Raw genomic sequence first — 19,364 nt, 5'->3', positions numbered from 1 at the left:
GTGGGCACGGGGATGGTGCAGTGCAATGATTCCGCACGGTGCGCGCGGGGAGGGCGCACCCGGGAGGGGGGAGCCGGTCAGCCTTCGTTGCTGCCGTCTGACTTGACGTTGTAGGCGGACAGCAACTGCATGTCCTTTGGCAGGACCTGGGCGCCGGATTCGTCGACCAAGGCGGCGCGCACCCTGAGCCCGGAGGTTTTTGAGCGTACTTCCGCCGGACCCTGGCCACTGGGCGCGAGGTGATCGTCGCCCCATTGCATCAGGCCGACCAGCACCGGCAGCAAATCGACGGCGGCGCGCGTCGGGTGGTACTGGAAGCGTTCGCGCTCGCCCGGTTCCTTATAGCTGACCCGGCGCAGCAGGCCGGCTTCGGTCAGTGTCTTGAGCCGTGCGGACAGCACCGCGGGCGAGCACTGCAGGCGCTGGAGGAAATCGTCGAATCGCCGCACCCCGGAAAACACATCGCGCAAGATAAGCATCGTCCACTTTTCCCCGATCAAGGAAAGCGTGGCGGCGATGGAGCATGGCGGAAGGGTGACTTGGGTGGGTTCGGTCATGGTGAATCCAGCATAGCACCCTAACTACGTTTGCAAAAGTCAGGGTATCGCCTATACTCCTGGCTACATAAAACGTAGTCAGGAGCGCGTCATGAAGTGGATGAACGAGCAGCGCGACGCGCAAGCGGCCATCAGTGAAGAAAGCTGGACCGTGCGGGGCGGTGCGCAGGTGACATTGCGCGCCGCCCGGGTGTCCGATCACGGGCGCCTGCGAGCCTTTGTGGATGGCCTGTCGCGCGAAAGCCGTTATTTCCGCTTCCTGACCGGTGGCCCGGTGGCCAACGAGACGCTTGCTCGGTTTGTGAGCCGTCGCCAGGACCGCGATGTGGCGCTGGTGGTCACCTTTGGCGAGGTCATCGTCGCCAATGCCGAATACGTGGTGAACGACGAGGGGCTGGCCGAACTGGCCGTGGTGGTGGCGGACAACTGGCAGGGCCAGGGCCTGGGCCGGCGCCTGATCCAGCGGCTCCAGCAACTGGCCCGCGCCGCCAGCCTGCGCGGCATGCGTGGCGACGTGCTCAGCGAAAACCGCCGCATGCTGGCCATCATGCGCGATTGTGGCTTCGCCACGCGGCGCAACCCCGAGGACAGCCTGCTCCACGAAGTGAGCCTGACGCTGGCCGAACCCCGTAAGGCCCCGGCCCCCTCCGCTCCCTCCGCCGAATGGCTCCCGCGCGACTGGTTCGCCGCTAACTAAGTCAGGTCAACTAAGATCGGCGCCTAGCGCCGGGACGTCGCCGTACAGCCGATCGACGCCACGATGATGGCGGCAATCGCCACCCACTGGATCGGCGTGAGCTGCTCATGGAGGAACGCCAGCCCGGCCAGCGCACCCATGGCCGGCTCCATGCTGAGCAGGATGCCGAAGGTGCGGCGCGGCAGGCGTTTCAGCGCCACCATCTCCAGCGAATAGGGAATCGCGCTCGACAGCAGCCCCACCGCCAGCCCGGCCAGCAGCAGCGACGGGCTGAACATCGTCGTCCCCGCATGGGCCAGCCCGAACGGCAGCGTCACCAGCGCGGCCATGGTCAGCCCCAGCGACGTGGCCTGGCCGCCATGCGCATTGCCCGCCATCTGCCCGAACACGATATAGAGTGCCCAGCCCACCCCGGCCGCGAGCGCATAGCCGATGCCCACCGGGTCCAGATGGGCCGTGGACGCCCCCAGCGGCAGCAGCAACAGCAGGCCGGTCACGGCGCAGCCAATCCAGAGAAAATCGATGGCCCGGCGCGAGGACAGCACCGCCACGGTCAGCGGCCCGGTGAACTCGATGGCGATGGCCAGCCCCAGCGGCACCGTGCGCAGGGACATATAGAACAGCAGGTTCGTGGCGCCCAGCGCGGCGCCGTACAGCGCGATGGCGCGGGCATTGGCGCGCGTGAGCGGAAAGCGCCACGGCCGCCAGACGCAGAGCAGGATCAGCGCCGAGAACCCCACCCGCAACGCCGTGGTGCCCTGGGCGCCCAGGACGCCGAACAGGCTCTTGGCGAACGACGTACCCACGCAAAGCGAGGCCATGGAGGCGATGAGAGCCAGCACGGCCAGCAGTGTCTGACTTTGTTTGAGGCGGGTAAGCGGCAATTCGGGTCCTGGAACGGTGTGGTGCGGGGCGCCGCGCCAGTGGCAACCTGCGGCGCCCGCCGGCATGGCCGGAGCCGCATGATGCCCGAGCCGGCTGTGGCCCGCCATGCACAGATGGGCGCGGCCTGCGCTGTACAGTTTGGCGCGCGGCAACATTTGGCGGTCCAGCCGCGCGGGTTCTATGGTGGAAGGGCAACTTTCATGGAGCCATCGATGGATGCGACCGCACCTCCCCGTCATGTCGTGATTACTGGCGCCGCCGGGGCGCTGGGCCGCGCCGTGGCCAGCCGTTTCGCCGCCGAGGGCGCCCGGCTGGCCCTGATCGACCGTGACCTGCAACACCTGCAGACCGTGTTCGCCCATCCGGAGCCCGACCAGGGCGGCATGCTGCTCCATGCGGCCGACGTCACGTCCGACACGGCCATGGCGCCGGTGGCGGCGGCTATCCTCGATGCCTTCGGCGCGGTCGACGTGCTGGTCCACGTGGCCGGCGGCTTCGAGATGGGCGAGCCCACCCACGCGTTGAGCCGGGAATCCTGGCTGCGGATGATGGACCTGAACGCGTGGTCCTTCGTCGCCGTGACCGGGCATTTCATTCCGGCGATGATGTTCCAGCGCAGCGGCAAGGTCGTGGCCGTCTCCGCGCGCGGCGCCACGGCCGGCGCGGCCACGATGGGCGCCTACAGCGCGTCCAAGAGCGCCCTGCAGCGGCTGGTGGAAAGCCTCTCCCGCGAGGTGCGCGCGGCAGGCATCAACGTCAACAGCATCGCCCCGGGCATTCTGGACACGCCGGCCAACCGCAACGCCATGCCGGCTGCGGAGCACACGCACTGGGTGTCCACCGGCGCGGCAGCGCGCGCGGTGGCGTTCCTGGCGTCCGAGGGTGCGCAAGCGATCCACGGGCAGCATCTGGTGCTGGATGGGCTCAGCTAGGGATGACAACCCCCATGGCCACCTCCGCGACCTCCGTATGGCTGGCACTTGCGTTCTGGCTCCTGCCCGGCCTGACCCTCCTGCTGGGCGGTTGTGCGAGCCGGCCGGTCAACCCGCCGATTGCCCAGGCAGACCAGAACGCCGGCTATCGCTTCTTCACGCGCCCCCAGTTTGCCGCCAGCAGGGAAAACCTCGTCATCCTGGCCTTTTCGGGCGGGGGTACCCGTGCGGCGGCCTTCTCGTACGGCGTCCTCGAGTTCCTGCGCAACACCGAAGTCGTCGGGCCACGGGGCAAGTCCCGCCTGCTCGACCATGTGAGCGTGGTGACCGGGGTGTCGGGCGGCAGCTTTACGGCGCTGGCCTATGGGCTCTACGGCGAAAGGCTGTTCGACGACTACGAGCAGACGTTCCTCAAGCGCGATGTACAAGGCACGATCACGCGCCGGACCTTCAATCCGGCCTACTGGCCGTCCCTGTGGTCGGGCGGATGGGGGCGCTCGGAACTTGCGGCGGATCTGTACGACGAAATCCTCTTTCACGGGGCGACGTTCGGTGACCTCAACAGGGGGCAGGGCCCCTTTATCGTGGCTTCGGCCACCGATATCACCACGGGCGCACGCCTGCCCTTTACGCAGGCCACGTTCGATGTGCTGTGTTCGGACCTCAATGCCGTGCGGCTGTCACGGGCGGCGGCGGCCTCTTCCGCCGTGCCAGTGGTGCTCACGCCAATCACGCTGAACAACTACGGCGGTCGCTGCAACTACAAGGCGCCGGACTGGATCCAGCCGTTTATCGAGGACAGCGAGCCGCCCCGGCCCGCCGCGCGCGCCACTCGCCATATCAGGGAAGAGGCGGAGTTTGGCGACAGCATCAACCGGCCCTACCTCCACGTCGTGGATGGCGGCGTTTCCGACAACCTCGGCATGCGCAGCGTGCTGGACACCCTGGAACTGATGGAAGCGCTGCACCTGGTCGGCCTTCAGACGCCGCTCGATCAGGTGCGCCATATCGCCGTCTTTGTCGTGAATTCGCTTTCCGTTCCCAAAACGGAATGGGACAAGTCTGAATCGCCGCCGGGCATGATCGAAATCCTGGTGAAAGCCGCCGGCGTGCCGATCGACCACTATTCCTATGAGGCGACCGAACTCCTGAAGGACAGTCAGGCGCGCTGGCGGTCCATGGGCGAGGTCCGCCGCTCGGCGGCGTTCGCTGCGAACAAGGATGCGGCGGTTGCCAGCGCGCTCCGCACGCCAGACGCGACGATCTACGCCATCGACGTGTCGTTCGCCCGGCTGGAAGACCGGGATGAGCTGGCCTACCTCAATGAACTCCCCACGTCGTTTTCCCTGCCACCCGAGGCGGTTGACCGCCTGCGGGCTGCCGCCGGGAAGATCATCATGACCTCGCCGGATTTCCAGCGGCTGCTGAAAGACGCCGGCGCGACCATCGTGACCGATCCGCAAAAGGCCGACACCGCAGCGGCCACGGCGCGATAGGGGTCGATAAGGGTCGATTCCGGGGAAGCCCCCCGCCCCCTCAGCGCCGCGCCAGCCGCGCCAGCGGCAATGTCTCCAGCCGCTCCAGCACCACGGTCCGCATGGCTGGCGGGGTGGGCAGGGTGTCGAGCAAGGCCGGCCAGCGCTCGCGGGCCAGCGTGACGGCGTCTTTCACGGCCGCCAGGGCGATGCGCTCGGCGATCTTCGCCTCGCGGGCGAAATCGCGGTAGGTCTCCAGGGTTTGCTTGCGTTGCAGGCCGTCGATGGCCACGTTCTGGCCAAACGCCGCAAAGCCGGACAGCGCCGCCACGCTGACGATGTCATAGGCGGGCGACAGCTCGGGCATGGTCCCGTTCCGATACAGAAAAGAGAAGTTCTTGAGATGGGCGTCACTGTTGCCGATCAGCGTGTTCACGGCCTGCCGCATGAAGAACTGCCGCACGTCCTCGATGCCGCGCACGCTGAGCCGCTCCAGCAGCCGGACGATGGCCACGTAGGCGTCGTTGCCGGCGTATTTGCGCGATGGCATGCGCGTCAGCACCTGGCAGCCGTCTTCCGCATGCACGCGGCCACCGGGTTCGCGGTCGAAGCGGTCCACGGCCAGGAAGTGCAGGTCGGCGCCGAGCGCCTCGGCCAGCCCGGGTACGTCGATGGTCGCCAGTGGCTGCGGCTTGCACGGCGCCACGGCCACGCCGGCCGCCTGCGCGAGCTGCATCGACACATATTCGTTAAAGATCTGGCTGTCGTCGTTGCGGGCCGGCAGCTTGGCGATCAGGTCCGACAGCCGCCCGTGGGTGGGCATGGTGTAACGCTTGCCGGCGTGCGCGGTGGACAGCGCGAGCTTGTTCTGCACGCCCGACACCGATGCCGCGCCCTCGGTGGCGCCTTCCACCACGGCGATTTCCAGGTTGTCCGCGCCGCCGGTCACGCCCACGGTGCGCACGGTTTCAGGCAGGGCGTCGATGTCCGCCGGGCGGACGATCAGCGCGCCCGGCAGGTCTTCGCCGGCTGCGGCCAGCACGCCGAAATCGTCGCGGTCGTCCGGATGGTGGCGCGTGGCTTCCAGCCGCCGGCGCAGTTCGCCCTCGGGCAGCAGGCCGGCAAAGTAGGGCGGCAGCTCGCCATGGGTGTTGTAGAGCGCCGGATGGAAAGGGTTGGCGAGGATCGTGGCGGTGAGCGCCTCGTTGCCCGGAATCGTCAGGGAGAGGCTCAGCGTTGGCCGTCCGGCATCGCCGCGGAAGGCTTCGCCCGGCACAAAGCGCGTGGTGCGCCCGGCTTCGCAAAGGTAGCCGCACAGCACGTTGTGGAGGTGGACGGTGAGATAGCGGGGGCGCAGGCCGTCAGGCATCGGATTCTCCGAGCAGCAGGTCTACCGAGGTGGGCGCGGCGCGGTCGGGGCCGGTGGCCTTGCCGCTCACGGTGCGCTGGACTTCGGCCAGATGCTCGCGCGGTACGAGCACCCATTCGGCGTCGAGGGCGGTGGCGATGGCCTCAAGTGTCGATCCGCGCACATCCTGCTTGCCGCTCAGGGCCACCGACAGGTTGGGCGCCGCCATGCCGATCAGACGGCCAACAGCGCCGAGCGAGAGGCCGCGCGCCTTGCGAAGCGGGCCCAACTGGGCGGCGAAGGAGGACATGGTTCGAACCGAAGGTGATGTTATGCCATAGCATAGCAGCCGCCAAAAAATTATGCTATTTCATAATTTATCTGTCTTTATTATGGATTGACATAATATCGGCGTCCGAGCCCAGCGGCGGGGCAATGTGCTCCAGCGGCCGACGTTCCGCATCCACCCCGAACCGCAGCGCCAGCAGCCCAGCCACGATCACCAGCGCCGCGCCAATGGCGTAGCCCACAGCCACCGCCCCCCGGCTGCCGGTTTCGATCAGCATGCCGAACAGCACCGGGGCAATAAAGCCGCCCGTGCCGGTGCCCACCGCGTAGAACACGGAGATGGCCAGCGCGCGCATCTCCAGCGGAAAGACCTCGCTCGCGGTCAGGTAGGCCGAGCTGGCCGCCGCCGAGGCCAGGAAGAACACCGCCGACCAGCACAGCGCCTGCGCGCGCGCGTCCAGCCAGCCCTCCATGAACGCCCAGCCCGTGGCGGCCAGGCCGATGCCAGAGAGCACATAGGTCAGCGCGATCATCTTGCGGCGGCCCACGCGGTCAAACAGCGGCCCCAGGATCAGCGGGCCGAGCGCATTGCCGATGGCGAACGGGAAGATATAGAGCGCCACGCGTTCCTCCGCCACGCCGTAGAAGCGCGTGAGCACCAGCGCGTAGGTGAAGAAGATGGCGTTATAGAAGAACGCCTGCGCCACCATCAGCATCAGGGTCACCACGCTGCGCGAGCGGTAGCGCCGCACCAGCAGCCCCACGATCTCGCGCACGGTGGGCACGGGCCGGCCCGCGTAGGCCACATGCGCACCGGGGTCTGCCGGCGGCAGCGGGCCGTGGCGCGCGGCCACCTCGGCCTCGATGCCGGCAATCACCCGCTCCGCCTCCGCGCGGTGGCCGTGCGTGGCCAGCCAGCGCGGGCTTTCGGGTACGTGGCGCCGGATCAGGACGATGGCCACCGCCAGCACCGCGCCCAGCGCGAAACAGGCGCGCCAGCCCCAGACCGGGCCGAGCACGCGCGGATCGAGCACCACCAGGCTCAGCCCCGCACCCAGCGCCGCACCGAGCCAGAAGCTGCCGTTGATGGCAAGGTTGACGCGCCCCCGCACGCGCGCCGGGATCAGTTCGTCGATGGCGGAATTGATGGCCGCGTATTCGCCGCCAATGCCGAGCCCGGTCAGGAAGCGGCACAGCGCGAAGAACGCGAAATTGGGGGAGAACGCCGTCAGCAGCGTGGCCGTCATGTAGACGAACAGCGTGGCGAGGAACAGCCGCTTGCGGCCCAGGCGGTCGGCCATGCGGCCGAAAACCAGCGCGCCGATGACGGCCCCTAATATATAGAGGGAGCCCGTCCAGCCGACCTGCGAGGCGGAGAGCCCGAGCGTGTCGGGCCGCTCCAGCACGGCGCCCACGGAGCCGACGAGGGTGACCTCCAGCCCGTCGAGCACCCAGGCAATGCCGAGGGCGAGGGCCACGCGCCAGTGCCAGGCGGACCAGGGCAGGCGGTCGAGGCGCGCGGGGATGTCGGATTGCCAGCCGGCGATAAGGGTCTCCGATGGCTATCAGCCGGCGGCATCCCATTGATGCCGCCAGCGGTCAGCGGTCCGGTCAGTGCGAAGGGTTCAGCATTCCCGGCCGACGGCTTTCAGCATCGAGCGGCCATGGGCAGTGATTTGCGGGCAAGGCCGTCGGCCTTGTTCGGCTTGCAGGGTGACAAGTTCGCGGGCGACGAGTGCATCGAGGTCGACGGGATCGATCTCGCGTGCGTCCGCCGTATCGGAGCGGGTATGGGGGCCGTTGCCGATCAGCATCAGCGTGGCCAGTTCGTGTGGGCTCAGCACGGTGTTCTCCTTGGCGAGAGGGGAGCGGTTGCTGGGGACGCGGGGCCGCGTGGCAGTGGCGGCCTCCGAGATGGATTGTGGACTATCGCGGCCTGGCATTCACGCTGCAACGCATCGTGATCGCGAGCCGACAGCCATGGCGACAGTCATTGCTTTGACGAGGCCCGCCGGGGCGGGTTCCTCGCCGATACAAAACCGCTACGTCCCCGCCGTGCCCTGTTACACCCCCATCGCCACGCCGTCGCTGCGCGGGTCGTGCGCGCCGGCCAGCGCGCCATCTTCGCCGATGGCGATGACGCCCGGATGTCCGGCGAGCGGGCTCTGCGGCGAAATGACGCTGACTTCATGGCCACGGCGTGCCAGGGCTGCGATTACATCCGTGCCGGCGTCCGCTTCCAGCTTCAGGCTGTCGCCGGCGTCGGAGAAAGTGCGGCCGAGCAGGAAGCGGGGCCGTGCCAGCGCCGTGAGCGGGTCCATGCCGTAGTCGATCAGCCGGGTGAGCACCGCCGACAGCGTCTGCGGCTGACCGTCGGCGCCCTGCGTGCCGTACAGCAGGCGCGGCTTTCCGTCCTTGAGATACATGCCCGGATTCAGCGTATGGAACGGGCGCTTGCCCGGTTGAATCGCGTTGTGATGGGTCGGATCGACACTGAACGCCGCGCCCCGGTTGTGCCACAGGATGCCGGTATCGCCGGCCATCACGCCGCTACCCCAGTCGAAATACACGGTCTGGAGCACGCTCACGCAGCGGCCCTCGCGGTCCACCGCGCTCAGGAAGACGGTGTCGCCGTGCTGGTAGACGTGCGGCCAGTCGAGCGCGCGGGCCGGGTCGATGCGGGCGGCCATGGCGTCCAGGCGGGCGGGGGAGAGCATCGCCTCGGCCGGCACGTCGACGAACTCGGGGTCGGCCACGTAGCGGTTGCGCTCGATGAACGCCTCCTTCACGGCTTCCACCAGCAGGTGGTAGTAGTCCGCGCTGCCTTCGGCGATGCCGGCGAGGTCGAAGCGGTCGAGGATGCCGAGGATCTGCAGCGTGGTCACGCCCTGCGTGGGCGGCGGCAGGCTCAGCAGCTCGCCGCCGCGATAGGGCACGCGCAGCGGCAGCGCGTCGCGCGCGGCAGTGCCCGCCAGATCCGCCATGCGCAACGGCGAGCCCACGGCGCGCAGGCCGGCGACGATGCGCTCGGCCAGCTCGCCTTCATAGAACTCGCGCGCGCCATGGCTGGCGATGCGTTCCAGGCTGCGGCCCAACGCCGGCTGGCGCAGGGTTGTGCCGATGGCCGGAATCGCGCCGTCGGGCATGAAGGTCTGCGCGAAGCCGGGCCAGCCGCCCAGTTCATCGGCCCGGAAGGTCTGCCAGAAATGTTGCGAGGGTGTGACCGGGAAGCCCTCGTGCGCGTAGGCGATGGCGCGGCGGAACAGTGCGGACCAGTCCTGGCGGCCGCCCCAGACGTCGCGGCTGATGGCGTAGGCGCGGTCCCAGGTATCGACTGTGGCGGCGGTGGTCAGCGTGGCGCCCGGGCCGCGCGTGGGAATGGCGTCGCCGAAGGCTGGCAGCGTCTGCGCGGCCTGGCCGATGCCGGATAGCGTGCGCACGTTGCCCGCGCGGTCGCTGATGAGCCAGAAGGCATCGCCGCCCAGCCCCGTGAAGTGCGGATAGGTGACGGCCAGCGTGGCGCCGATCGCGATGGCGGCTTCGATGGCGGTGCCGCCATCGCGCAGGATTTCGAGACCCGCCTCGCTGGCGAGCGCGTGCGGGCTGGTGACCATGCCCTCGCGGGAATGGGCGAGATTGGGGGCGAGGGCGGAAGTGTGGAGGGATGGTGTCATCGCAGGTTCAATGTCCTCCCAGATAGGCCTGCACGAGCGCCGGGTCGCGCGCGAGTGCGTCGGCCGGGCCGCTGGCCACGACGCGGCCTTCCTCCAGCACATAGGCGCGGTCCGCCAGCGACAGCGCGAGCGCGGCCATCTGGTCGACCAGCAGGATGGTGATGGACGCCTCGCGCAGCGTGTCGAGCGAGGCGAACAACTCGTCGATGACCTTCGGCGCGAGGCCGAGGGACGGTTCGTCCAGCAGCAGTACGGTCGGTTGGGACATCAACCCGCGCGCCACGGCCAGCATCTGCTGCTCGCCGCCGGAGAGCAGGCCGGCGCGCTGGTGCTGGCGCTCGCGCAGGCGCGGGAAGCGCGCGAACATCGATTCCACGCGGCGCATCATCTCCACGCGCGGCAGCGGGCCGGAGGGGAAGGCGCCCAGGCGGAGGTTGTCGAGCACGGACAGCTCCGGGAACACCTGCCGGCCTTCCGGCACGAGTACCACGCCCATCGCGGCGATGCGTGCGGCGTCGAGCCGGGCGAGATCGGTCCCGTCGAACGTGATGCCGCCCTGCACCGGGCGATGCAGGCCCGCCAGCGCGCGCATCAGCGTGGACTTGCCGGCGCCGTTGGCGCCCAGTAGCGCAACCATCTCGCCTTCGCGCACCTGCAGGTCCACATCGTGCAGGACCGGCGCGGCGCCATAGCCGGCGCGCAACGCGCTCACGCCGAGCACCTCCGGCAGCGGCGCGCCGCCAACCGGCTGGCTGGCCGAGGGTTTGCGGGCCGGCGCGTTGGCGGCGTCGCCCAGATAGGCGCGGCGCACGGCAGGATCGGTGCGGATTGCCTCAGGCGTGCCCACGGCCAGGCGCTGGCCGGCATCGATCACGACGATGCCATCGGAGACATCCATCACGAGCGACATGTCGTGCTCGACCAGACCCACGGCCACGCCGCTGTCGGCGATCTTGCGCAGCAGGCGGCCCAGCGTGGCTTTGTCCTCGCGCGAGAGGCCGGCGGCAGGTTCGTCCAGCAGCAGCACGGCGGGCCGCGTGGCCAGCGCGCGGGCGATCTCCACCAGGCGGCGGTCCACGTGGGCCAGGTCGGCGGCGCTGGCGTCCGGGTCGCCGGTGTAGCCGCAGGCGGCCAGCAGCGCGCGGGCTTCCTCGCGCACGGCAGGCGCGGTGAAGCCGGCGATGCCGAGCAGCGTGCCGAGGCGGCCCTTTGTCAGTGCGATGGCTACGTTGTCGGTGGCGCTCATGCCGGCGAACAGCTGCGTGGTCTGGTAGGTGCGGGCGATGCCTTGCCGCGCGCTGTCGCAGGCGCCACGCGCCGGCAGCGGCGCCGTGCCAAGCTGGCGCCCGCCCTCGCGCGGCCGGTAGTAGCCGGAGAGCATGTTCAGCACGGTGGACTTGCCGGCGCCATTGGGGCCGATCAGGCTCGTCACCTGACCTGGCGGCAGGTCGAAGGACAGGTTATCGACCGCGCGCACGCCGCCGAACACCATCGACAGGCCGAGCGCCGACAGCCCGCGCCGCGTTTCTGCCGGCCGCACCGGCAACTGCGCGCCATGCGCCGCCGCGTGGGCGGCCGCAGCGCGGGCCGGTCGCAGGCGGCGCAGCAGGTCCGTCACCACGCCCACCATGCCCGTGGGCGCCACCCAGAGCACCACCAGCAACAGCATGCCGAAGCAGAGCAGGCGCAGGTTTTCGAGGCTGGACAGCAGCTCGGGCAGCAGCCCGACGACCACGGCGCCCGCCACGGGGCCGGCTACCGTGCCCGCTCCGCCAATCATCACCACTAGCACGAACAGGATCGATTGCAGGAACGAGAACATTCCCGGTGTGACCATGCCCTGCAACGGCGCGAACAGCCCGCCAGCCAGCCCCGCCAGGGCGGCGGAGAACGCGAAGCCCACGGTCTTGACCACCAGCGGATTGACGCCGATGGACGCCGCGGCGGTTTCGCTGTCACGCACCGCACGCATCGCCGCGCCCCAGCTGCCGCGCGCGATGCGGGCATAGGCGGCCAGCGCCACGCCCAGCACGGCCAGCGCGATCAGCGCCAGCGCGCGTTCGCCGCCTTCCACGCCGGGCAGCGACGGTTGCGCGATGCCCATCAGGCCGTTCTGCCCGCCGGTCAGCGCGCGCCACTCCACGGCGCCGTGTTCGACGATAAAGCCGAAGGCGATGGTGACCATCGCCAGGCCGGGGCCCTTCACGCGCAGCGCGGGCAGGGCCAGCAGGCCGCCCAGCAGCGCGGCGATCAGCGCGCCCACCGGCCACGCGGCCCAGAAGCTCCAGCCGGCCTGGCCGGTCAGGATGGCGACCGTATAGGCGCCGATGGCATAGAAGCCGACATGGCCGAACGACACCTGCCCGGTCAGCCCGAGCAGCAGGTTCAGGCCCACGCCGCAGATCGCCAGCATCGCCACGCCGGCAATCACGAAGACGAAATAGCCGTTGAGCGACAGCACAAGCCCGGCGGCGGCGAGCAGCACGGCCAGCATGACGAGGATCTGGAGCGGCGTGCCCAGCCCGAGCAGCGGGGCGGCGGCGCGCGCCGGCCGGGCCAGCGGCGCGGGCGAAGCGGGCGGATTGGAGGAAACCATCGAATCGTTCATACCTTGCGTACCTCCGCGCGTCCGAACAGGCCGTCCGGCCGCAGGGCCAGCAGCGCGATCACCAGCGCGAACGTGATGATCTGGGTGTAGCTGGAGCCCAGCGATGCGGTGATGAGCGCCTCGGCCACGCCGAAGATCAGCCCGGCAATCATCACGCCCCAGGCACTGGAGAGCCCGCCAAGAATGGCCACGGCGAAGGCTTTCAGGCCGAACACGGTGCCCATGTCCGCCTGCACGTTGAACAGCGGCGCGATCAGCACGCCGGCAATGCCGGCCAGCAGCGTGGAAATGGCGAACGCGCCGGCGATGGTGCGGCGGATGGGAATGCCCATCAGGCGCGCGGCGTCGCGGTTCTGCACCACGGCCAGCATCGCCACGCCCCAGCGTGAGCGGCGCAGCACGTAGTGCAGCACGGCCGCCAGCGCGAGGCCGACCACGGGAATCACCAGTTGCAGCGGATAGACGCCGACGCCGGTATCGCCCAGCTGCACGGACTGTGCCGCGAGCGGGGAGGGCAGGCTGCGCGGCTCGGTGCCGAAGGCGAGCATCACCACGTTATCGAGCACGATGCCAAGCGCGACGGTGGCCATCAGCCACGCGTTGGAGCCCCGGCTCGCGAACGGACGCACGGCCAGGAATTCCACGGCCAGCCCGTAGAGTGCGCACAGGCCGAGCGCCAGCACGATGGCGAGCGGCATCGGCCAGCCGAGTGTCTGCGCGAAGCTGTACGTCAGCACTGCTCCCAGCATCATCGAACTGCCCTGCGCGAAGTTGACGGTGGCGGACACCGCGTAGGTGATGTGGAAGCCCAGGGCCATCAGGCCATACATGCTGCCCAGGCCGAGCCCGCTGATGAGGGCGGAGATCCAAAGCATGGTGAATCCTTGTATTCGTTCTGCTCCCCGCAGCCGCGCGGGAGCGGGGAGCAAACCATCGGTTGCTGCTAACGGCTTACTTCGCCACCGGCACGATGCGGTTGTCGATGAACTGCGCCCAGACGTAGTCGTTTTCGCTCAGGGCGTCATGCGTGGTCGGCGAGAACGGCTTCACGTAGGTCTTGATCAGGCCTTCATAGCGGTCGATCTTGTAGAAGCCTTCGCGAATGGCATCGCCCTTGGTGCTGCCGGCCTTGGCGATCGCCAGGGCGGCCAGCTGCGTGGCGTCGTAGGCGTTGGCAACGCCCACGGCCGGGGTGATGTCGTCCGGGCCCTTGATGTCGCTGTACTTGGCCTTGAGGTCGCTCACCACGCGCGTGCTGACCGGGGTCTGCGCGCCGAAGAAGCTGTACGTCTGCACGAAGTGGACGTTCTTGGCGTTCGGGCCAGCCAGTTCGGTGAAGCGGCCGCCGGCCGGGCCCCAGTGGGAGACCACCGGCACCTTCCAGCCCATACGGTCCAGCGACTTCACCACCTGCGCGGACGGGCCAACGTTGCCCACCATCAGCAGCACGTCGGCGCCGGCGGCCTTCAGGCGGCCCAATTGGGGCACCACGTCCACGTCATTGGCCTCGAACTTCTCCACGCCCACCGGCTTGCCACCCTTGGCGGCCATCGCGGCGACGATGCCCTTTTCGTTCGACTCGCCCCACGGGTTGTTCACCAGGATCAGGCCGGGCTTGGTGGCGTTGAAGGTCTTCTGGGCGTACTGGAGCATCGCCTTGTCCACCACCTCGTCCACGGCGGACACGCGGAAGGCGAAGTTCGGATTGGCGCCGTTGCGCGTGATCGGCGTGCCGGCGGCCCACGGGCCCATGAACGGCACCTTCTCCTGGTTGGCGATCGGCACGATGGCCATCGACACCGGCGTGTCGAGCCCGCCGAACAGCACGGCCACCTTTTCCTTGTAGATCAGCTCGCGTGCGGCCAGCACGCCCTTGGCCGGGTTGCCCTCGTCGTCGCGGCGCACCAGTTCCAGCTTGCGGCCGCCCAGCAGGCCGCCCTTGGCATTGATCTCGTCGATGGCGACGGTCATGCCGCGCGTCAGCGACTCGCCGGCGCGGGCCGACTGGCCGGACAACGCCGTGATCAGGCCAATCTTGATGGTGTCGGCGGCATGGGCGGGCAGCGCCGTCATGACGCAGGCAGCGGCGGCGGTCGCGAGGAGGGCGCGGCGTTGGGGACGAAACATGGCAGTTCTCCGGATGGGCGGATCGAGGGTGGATGGGTGCTTCGAACCACCCGGCTCGCAAGAGCCGTGCCAATCCGTCGACAAAACCGAAAATGATCCTGGAGCGATTGACCCGTCAAGATGCAGACGATCTGGCCCGCATTTTGCGAACGATCTGCAAACCTGACTGCATACGATCCGCCATGGTTCATGTCGCACGAATCCGGTGCGCGATGGGCCAAAGCGGGGCACATTTGATGAGAGGCATCCCTCCATGACGCAAAACCCGAGTCCGCTGGCGGCCACAAAGGCCGCCGCCGGGCTTCCCACCTTCGGCCCGCTGCGCGACCATGGCCGCTTTCCGTACCGGCCGATTACCGACGCCGATCCGTTCCGCTGGCCCAATGGCGCGCGGCTGGCGGTCTACCTCGGCTTCAATATCGAGCACTTCGCCTTTGGCGAGGGGCTGGGCGCCAACCTCGGGCCGGTCTCGCCGCAGCCGGACGTGCTCAACTACAGCTGGCGCGAGTACGGCAACCGGGTGGGCGTGTGGCGCTGCCTGGAACTGTTCGACCGGCTGGAGATGCCGGCCGGCGTGCTGCTGAACACCGCGCTGTACGACCATTGCCCCGAAGTGCTGGACGCCTGCCTGGCACGCGGCGACGAGCTGATCGGCCATGGCCACACCAACGCCCATCGCCAGAGCGAGTTCGACGAGGCGGGCGAGCGGGCACTGCTGGTGCACTGCCGGGAGCGCATCGCCGCACATAGCGGGCGGGCGCCCGGCGGCTGGCTGTCGCCGTGGATCTCGGAGACGATGGTGACGCCGGACCTGCTGGCCGAGACCGGCTATCGCTACACGCTGAACTGGGCGCACGATGACCGCCCGGTGCGCATGGCCACGCGCGGCGGCCGGCTGTGGTCGATTCCCTATCCGCAGGAGTTGAACGACATCCCGATGATCATCGCGCGCCACCTTGACGGCGCCGCCTTTGCCGACATGATCATCGACCAGTTCGACGAGATGCTGGCGCAGGCCAACGATCCGCAACACCCGCAGCCGCTGGTAATGGGCATTGCGCTGCATCCCTACCTGGTGGGCCAGCCGTACCGGCTGCGGCACCTGCGCCGGGCGCTGGCGCATATCGCGGCGCGGCGCTCGCATGGCGAGGTCTGGCTGACCACGCCGGGCGCGATCTGCGACGCAATGGACGCCGTCGATGCCGCGGACGCCGCGGCCCCTGCCGCTGTGATCCCTTCACGCTAATATCATGGCCATCGTTTCCCTGACCGAAGTCATGTCCACCAAAGCTGCCAGGAAGCCTGCGGCCGCCAAGGCCGCCGTCAAGGCCGCCACCAAGCGCGCTTCAGAGACCGCCAAGCCCGTCGATCCCATCGGGGAGGAGACCGCCGAGGATGCCGATACGCGCATCTATCAGGCCATCTTCGACGGCGTGCTCAACCATCGCCTGACCCCGGGCACCAAGCTGCCCGAGCCGGAGCTGTGCCAGCTGTTCGGCGTGGGCCGTGCCGTGGTGCGCCGGGTGCTGGAGAAGCTGGCCCACGATGGCATCGTGGCGCTGCGGCCGAACAAGGGCGCGGTGATTGCCGAGCCCACGCCCGAGGAAACCAGCCAGATCTTCGAGGCCCGCCGGGCGATGGAGCGCGTGCTGGTGGAACTCGCCGTCACGCGCGTGACCGAGGCCGACCTGCGCGACCTGCGCCGCCAGCTGGCCGAGGAGCATGACGCCATGCACCGCTTCGACCAGCCCTCGTGGGCGCGGCTGGCCAGCGGCTTTCACCTGCGGATTGCGGCGCTGGCGCGCAACCCGGTGCTGCAACGCTACCTGACCGAACTGGTGTCGCGCTGCTCGCTGATCGTGGGCCTCTATGAGCCGCCCGGACATGCACCGTGCGAGCACGACGAGCACGCGGCCATCGTCGCCTGCATCGAGGCCCGCGACGCCGCCGGCGCGGTTGCGCGCATGGAAGCCCATCTGCGCGAACTCGAGGAACGGATCGAAACCTCGCGCATGCAGGGCGAGAAGAGCCTGGCGCAGATGCTGGGATTGCCAAAGACCAGCAAGGGCTGACCGGAACACCTCATGGAAATCGACTTCAACGCCATTACCGAATACCAGCGCTACAAGCTCATGGCGAGTCTGATCGTGCCCCGGCCCATCGCGCTGGTGACCACGCTCGGCCCCGACGGCACGGCCAATGCCGCGCCGTTCTCGATGTTCAACATGCTGGGCGAGGAGCCGCCGATCGTGATGATCAGCGTCAATCGCCTGGGTGACGGCGCGCTGAAGGACACGGCGGCCAATATCGTGCGCACGAAGGAGTTCGTGGTGCACCTCAGCGACGAGGCCATGGCCGAGAAGATGCATCGCTGCGGCGAACGGCTGCCGCCTGATGTGAGCGAACTGGCGCGGGTGGGGCTCACCGCCGCGCCGTGCACCCAGGTGGCGGCACCGCGCATTGCCGAGGCCCCCGTCGCGTTCGAATGCACGCTGTGGGAGACGCTGGAAACCGCGAGCCGCCAGATCTTCATCGGCCGCGTGCTGCGGCTGCATGCCCGGGATGGGCTGATCGACACCGAACGCTGGCGCGTGCGCCTGCAGGACTACTTCCCCGTGGGGCGCTTTGGCGCGAGCTTCTACGTGACCACGCGCGACCGCTTCTCGCTGGAGAAAGAGGCCGGCGTGGTCACGGCCTCAACCGCGATCGACGAGATGTGAAGGCTGAGCGGGGCCGGCGCGGCGGCGCGGGACGCGCTGTTGCCACTGCGCCGCCTTGGCGATGATCTCGCCGACGATGCCGCGCCGGAACGTCAGCACGCAGATCACGAAGATCACGCCGGTCACCATCGTCACCGACTCGCCGAGCGTATTGAACCAGTCCAGGCCGGTGAATCTGGCGAGAAACATGCCGAGGTCGCCCAGCTTGTTCTCCAGCGCGATCACCACCAGGGCGCCGACGATGGGGCCCGTCAGCGTGCCGAGGCCGCCCACCAGCGTCATCAGGATCACGGCGCCGGACATCGACCAGTGCACATCGGTGAGCGTCTCGAAGCCGAGCACCAGCGCCTTCAACGAGCCGGCCAGCCCGGACAGCGCCGCCGACAGCACGAAGGCGGCCAGCTTGAAGCGATCGACGTCATAGCCGAGCGACACGGCGCGCGGTTCGTTCTCCTTGATGGCCTTGAGGATCTGGCCGAACGGCGAATGGATGATCCGCACGATCAGCGCGAACGCCACCACCACAATGGCGAGCACCACGTAGTACAGCACGAGGTCATCGCCGAGCGGCAGCAGGCCGAACAGGTTGCCGCGCGGAATGCCCTGGATGCCGTCCTCGCCACCGGTGAACGGTGCCTGCAGACAGAAGAAGTACAGCATCTGCGCCAGCGCCAGCGTGATCATCGAGAAGTAGATGCCCTGGCGGCGGATGGCCAGCGCACCCATCGCCCAGCCCGTGATGGCCGCGCCGGCGGTGCCGATCAGCAGGCCCAGTTCAGGTGTCAGGCCCCAGACCTTCATGGCGTGACCGGCCGCGTAGCCGGCGCCGCCAAAGAAGGCCGCATGGCCGAACGACAGCAATCCGGTGTAGCCGATCAGCAGGTTGAAGGCGCAGGCGAACAGGGCAAAGCACAGCACCTTGAGCACGAATACCGGGTAGGCGCCGAGCATCGGCGCCAGCGCCACGACGAGCAGCGCGATGCCGTAAAGCGCGGCCCGGCCGCGGGGGTTTTGCGAATCCAGCATTTATTTTTCCTTCCCGAACAGACCGGCGGGACGCAGCAGCAGCACGATCACCATGATGAAGAACACGACCGTGGAGGACGCTTCCGGATAGAACACCTTGGTCAGGCCCTCGATCACGCCGAGGCCCAGGCCGGTGAGGATGGCGCCCATGATCGAACCCATGCCGCCAATCACCACCACCGCGAACACCACGATGATCAGGTTCTGCCCCATCAGCGGTGAGACCTGCACCACTGGCGCGGCCAGCACGCCGGCGAAGGCCGCCAGTGCCACGCCGAAGCCGTAGGTCAGCGTCACCATCAGGGGCACGTTCACGCCGAACGCTTCCACCATCTTCGGGTTCTCGGTGCCGGCGCGCAGGTAGGCGCCGAGCTTGGTCTTCTCGATCACGAACCACGTGGCAAAGCACACCACCAGCGAGGCCAGCACGACCCAGCCGCGATAGTTCGGCAGGATCATGAAACCGAGGTCGGTGGCGCCTTGCAGTGCGTCCGGCGGCGAGTAGGGCAGGCCGGACACGCCGTAGATCGAGCGGAACACGCCCTCGATCACCAGCGTGATGCCCAGCGTCAGCAGCAGGCCGTAGATGTGGTCGAGCTTGTAGATCCAGCGCAGCATGGTCTTCTCGATGACCACGCCAAGCACGGCCACCACCAGCGGCGAGAGCGCCAGCATGACCCAGTAGTTGAGGCCGGCGTACTCCATGCCGGCCCAGGCGAGCACGGCGCCGAGCATGAACAGCGCGCCGTGGGCGAAGTTGATCACGTTGAGCAGGCCGAAGATCACCGCCAGCCCAAGGCTCAGCATCGCGTAGAAGGCGCCGTTGACCAGACCCAGCAGCAGCTGGGACATCAGCGCCGGCAGGGGAATCCCAATATCGAAAGTCATGAAATGCGGTTCCCTATATGTCTACACGCCAAGCAGTTCGTTCAGCACCGGCATCTTGGCCTGCAGCTCGGCGGCGGCGAAGCGCTCGACGATCTGCCCGTGCTCCATCACGTAGAAGCGGTCGGCCAGCGGCGCGGCG

General features: G+C 68.5%; 18 protein-coding genes and 1 pseudogene. 6 read left to right on the top strand and 13 right to left on the bottom strand.

Translation table 11 applies throughout. The features are described 5' to 3' along the window. Positions 1–77: 77 nt before the first annotated feature. Positions 78–557 carry a winged helix-turn-helix transcriptional regulator gene (locus KHO18_RS22425; RefSeq protein WP_211943927.1) on the bottom strand — a complete coding sequence of 160 codons (480 nt, stop codon included), beginning with the start codon at positions 555–557 and terminating at the stop codon, positions 78–80. A 100-nt stretch (positions 558–657) separates the two neighbouring features. On the opposite strand from KHO18_RS22425, the gene KHO18_RS22420 reads away from it, so the two are divergent. Beyond that, entirely contained in the window at positions 658–1,254 is a 597-nt protein-coding gene (locus KHO18_RS22420; protein WP_144203468.1) for a GNAT family N-acetyltransferase, read from the top strand. Positions 1,255–1,277: 23 nt separating this feature from the next. Here the strand turns inward: KHO18_RS22420 and KHO18_RS22415 are convergent, their stop codons facing one another. After that, the gene (locus KHO18_RS22415) at positions 1,278–2,138 is read right to left on the bottom strand and encodes an EamA family transporter (protein WP_244845005.1); all 861 of its coding nucleotides are present in this window, start codon (positions 2,136–2,138) and stop codon (positions 1,278–1,280) included. Between the two features lie 213 nt (positions 2,139–2,351). On the opposite strand from KHO18_RS22415, the gene KHO18_RS22410 reads away from it, so the two are divergent. Beyond that, complete coding sequence (locus KHO18_RS22410) at positions 2,352–3,071, top strand: SDR family NAD(P)-dependent oxidoreductase (RefSeq protein ID WP_144203432.1); 720 nt, start codon at positions 2,352–2,354, stop codon at positions 3,069–3,071. Between the two features lie 14 nt (positions 3,072–3,085). Then, complete coding sequence (locus KHO18_RS22405) at positions 3,086–4,567, top strand: patatin-like phospholipase family protein (protein WP_211943926.1); 1,482 nt, start codon at positions 3,086–3,088, stop codon at positions 4,565–4,567. A 40-nt stretch (positions 4,568–4,607) separates the two neighbouring features. On the opposite strand, the gene KHO18_RS22400 is transcribed toward KHO18_RS22405, so the two are convergent. From KHO18_RS22400 to KHO18_RS22365, 8 genes are all read right to left on the bottom strand, one after another. Continuing rightward, positions 4,608–5,915, bottom strand: coding sequence for a type II toxin-antitoxin system HipA family toxin (locus KHO18_RS22400; RefSeq protein WP_144203428.1), 1,308 nt, complete (start codon positions 5,913–5,915; stop codon positions 4,608–4,610). Then, a complete protein-coding gene (locus KHO18_RS22395) occupies positions 5,908–6,204 on the bottom strand; it encodes a helix-turn-helix domain-containing protein (RefSeq protein WP_144203426.1) in 297 nt (98 codons plus the stop codon). The genes KHO18_RS22400 and KHO18_RS22395 overlap by 8 nt, the downstream gene beginning before the upstream one ends. Before the next feature lie 67 nt (positions 6,205–6,271). Further along, positions 6,272–7,729, bottom strand: coding sequence for an MFS transporter (locus tag KHO18_RS22390; RefSeq protein WP_144203424.1), 1,458 nt, complete (start codon positions 7,727–7,729; stop codon positions 6,272–6,274). Positions 7,730–7,807: 78 nt separating this feature from the next. Then, complete coding sequence (locus tag KHO18_RS22385; RefSeq protein WP_092301853.1) at positions 7,808–8,026, bottom strand: hypothetical protein; 219 nt, start codon at positions 8,024–8,026, stop codon at positions 7,808–7,810. 219 nt (positions 8,027–8,245) lie between these two features. Continuing rightward, positions 8,246–9,856 carry a gamma-glutamyltransferase family protein gene (locus KHO18_RS22380; protein WP_244845003.1) on the bottom strand — a complete coding sequence of 537 codons (1,611 nt, stop codon included), beginning with the start codon at positions 9,854–9,856 and terminating at the stop codon, positions 8,246–8,248. A gap of 7 nt (positions 9,857–9,863) precedes the next feature. Next, positions 9,864–12,464 carry a branched-chain amino acid ABC transporter ATP-binding protein/permease gene (locus KHO18_RS22375; RefSeq protein WP_144203422.1) on the bottom strand — a complete coding sequence of 867 codons (2,601 nt, stop codon included), beginning with the start codon at positions 12,462–12,464 and terminating at the stop codon, positions 9,864–9,866. Further along, complete coding sequence (locus tag KHO18_RS22370; protein ID WP_144203420.1) at positions 12,461–13,339, bottom strand: branched-chain amino acid ABC transporter permease; 879 nt, start codon at positions 13,337–13,339, stop codon at positions 12,461–12,463. The genes KHO18_RS22375 and KHO18_RS22370 overlap by 4 nt, the downstream gene beginning before the upstream one ends. A 76-nt stretch (positions 13,340–13,415) precedes the next feature. Beyond that, entirely contained in the window at positions 13,416–14,591 is a 1,176-nt protein-coding gene (locus KHO18_RS22365) for an ABC transporter substrate-binding protein (RefSeq protein WP_144203418.1), read from the bottom strand. A gap of 253 nt (positions 14,592–14,844) precedes the next feature. Here KHO18_RS22365 and KHO18_RS22360 point away from each other — a divergent pair, with 253 nt between their 5' ends. From KHO18_RS22360 to KHO18_RS22350, 3 genes are read left to right on the top strand one after another with little or no spacing between them, the layout of a single operon-like run. Then, positions 14,845–15,837, top strand: coding sequence for a polysaccharide deacetylase family protein (locus tag KHO18_RS22360; RefSeq protein WP_222104650.1), 993 nt, complete (start codon positions 14,845–14,847; stop codon positions 15,835–15,837). Between the two features lie 31 nt (positions 15,838–15,868). After that, a complete protein-coding gene (locus tag KHO18_RS22355) occupies positions 15,869–16,663 on the top strand; it encodes a GntR family transcriptional regulator (RefSeq protein WP_377732684.1) in 795 nt (264 codons plus the stop codon). A gap of 12 nt (positions 16,664–16,675) precedes the next feature. Continuing rightward, positions 16,676–17,311, top strand: coding sequence for a flavin reductase family protein (locus KHO18_RS22350; protein WP_144203416.1), 636 nt, complete (start codon positions 16,676–16,678; stop codon positions 17,309–17,311). Here the strand turns inward: KHO18_RS22350 and KHO18_RS22345 are convergent. The 3 genes and pseudogenes from KHO18_RS22345 to KHO18_RS28530 form a co-directional block, all read right to left on the bottom strand. Further along, positions 17,288–18,337: a branched-chain amino acid ABC transporter permease gene (locus tag KHO18_RS22345; protein WP_144203414.1), complete on the bottom strand. Its 1,050-nt coding sequence runs from the start codon at positions 18,335–18,337 to the stop codon at positions 17,288–17,290. The genes KHO18_RS22350 and KHO18_RS22345 overlap by 24 nt on opposite strands. Then, positions 18,338–19,225 (bottom strand): branched-chain amino acid ABC transporter permease, encoded by an 888-nt coding sequence (locus KHO18_RS22340; protein ID WP_144203412.1) that lies wholly within the window; start codon positions 19,223–19,225, stop codon positions 18,338–18,340. It lies immediately after the preceding gene. 21 nt (positions 19,226–19,246) lie between these two features. Then, positions 19,247–19,364: pseudogene (locus tag KHO18_RS28530) on the bottom strand (ABC transporter ATP-binding protein); the annotation flags it as partial.

The organism is Cupriavidus campinensis, from assembly GCF_905397395.1.
In the GTDB taxonomy this organism is placed as follows: Bacteria; Pseudomonadota; Gammaproteobacteria; order Burkholderiales; family Burkholderiaceae; genus Cupriavidus; species Cupriavidus campinensis.
This window is presented reverse-complemented; position numbering and strand designations above follow the sequence as displayed.

Bases quoted from the DNA above. Each gene is read 5' to 3' on its own strand.
- KHO18_RS22425 (WP_211943927.1), bottom strand. From the start codon at position 557: ATGACCGAACCCACCCAAGTCACCCTTCCGCCATGCTCCATCGCCGCC.
- KHO18_RS22420 (WP_144203468.1), top strand. From the start codon at position 658: ATGAACGAGCAGCGCGACGCGCAAGCGGCCATCAGTGAAGAAAGCTGG.
- KHO18_RS22410 (WP_144203432.1), top strand. From the start codon at position 2,352: ATGGATGCGACCGCACCTCCCCGTCATGTCGTGATTACTGGCGCCGCC.
- KHO18_RS22405 (WP_211943926.1), top strand. From the start codon at position 3,086: ATGGCCACCTCCGCGACCTCCGTATGGCTGGCACTTGCGTTCTGGCTC.
- KHO18_RS22400 (WP_144203428.1), bottom strand. From the start codon at position 5,915: ATGCCTGACGGCCTGCGCCCCCGCTATCTCACCGTCCACCTCCACAAC.
- KHO18_RS22395 (WP_144203426.1), bottom strand. From the start codon at position 6,204: ATGTCCTCCTTCGCCGCCCAGTTGGGCCCGCTTCGCAAGGCGCGCGGC.
- KHO18_RS22380 (WP_244845003.1), bottom strand. From the start codon at position 9,856: ATGACACCATCCCTCCACACTTCCGCCCTCGCCCCCAATCTCGCCCAT.
- KHO18_RS22375 (WP_144203422.1), bottom strand. From the start codon at position 12,464: ATGAACGATTCGATGGTTTCCTCCAATCCGCCCGCTTCGCCCGCGCCG.
- KHO18_RS22370 (WP_144203420.1), bottom strand. From the start codon at position 13,339: ATGCTTTGGATCTCCGCCCTCATCAGCGGGCTCGGCCTGGGCAGCATG.
- KHO18_RS22365 (WP_144203418.1), bottom strand. From the start codon at position 14,591: ATGTTTCGTCCCCAACGCCGCGCCCTCCTCGCGACCGCCGCCGCTGCC.
- KHO18_RS22360 (WP_222104650.1), top strand. From the start codon at position 14,845: ATGACGCAAAACCCGAGTCCGCTGGCGGCCACAAAGGCCGCCGCCGGG.
- KHO18_RS22355 (WP_377732684.1), top strand. From the start codon at position 15,869: ATGTCCACCAAAGCTGCCAGGAAGCCTGCGGCCGCCAAGGCCGCCGTC.
- KHO18_RS22350 (WP_144203416.1), top strand. From the start codon at position 16,676: ATGGAAATCGACTTCAACGCCATTACCGAATACCAGCGCTACAAGCTC.
- KHO18_RS22345 (WP_144203414.1), bottom strand. From the start codon at position 18,337: ATGCTGGATTCGCAAAACCCCCGCGGCCGGGCCGCGCTTTACGGCATC.
- KHO18_RS22340 (WP_144203412.1), bottom strand. From the start codon at position 19,225: ATGACTTTCGATATTGGGATTCCCCTGCCGGCGCTGATGTCCCAGCTG.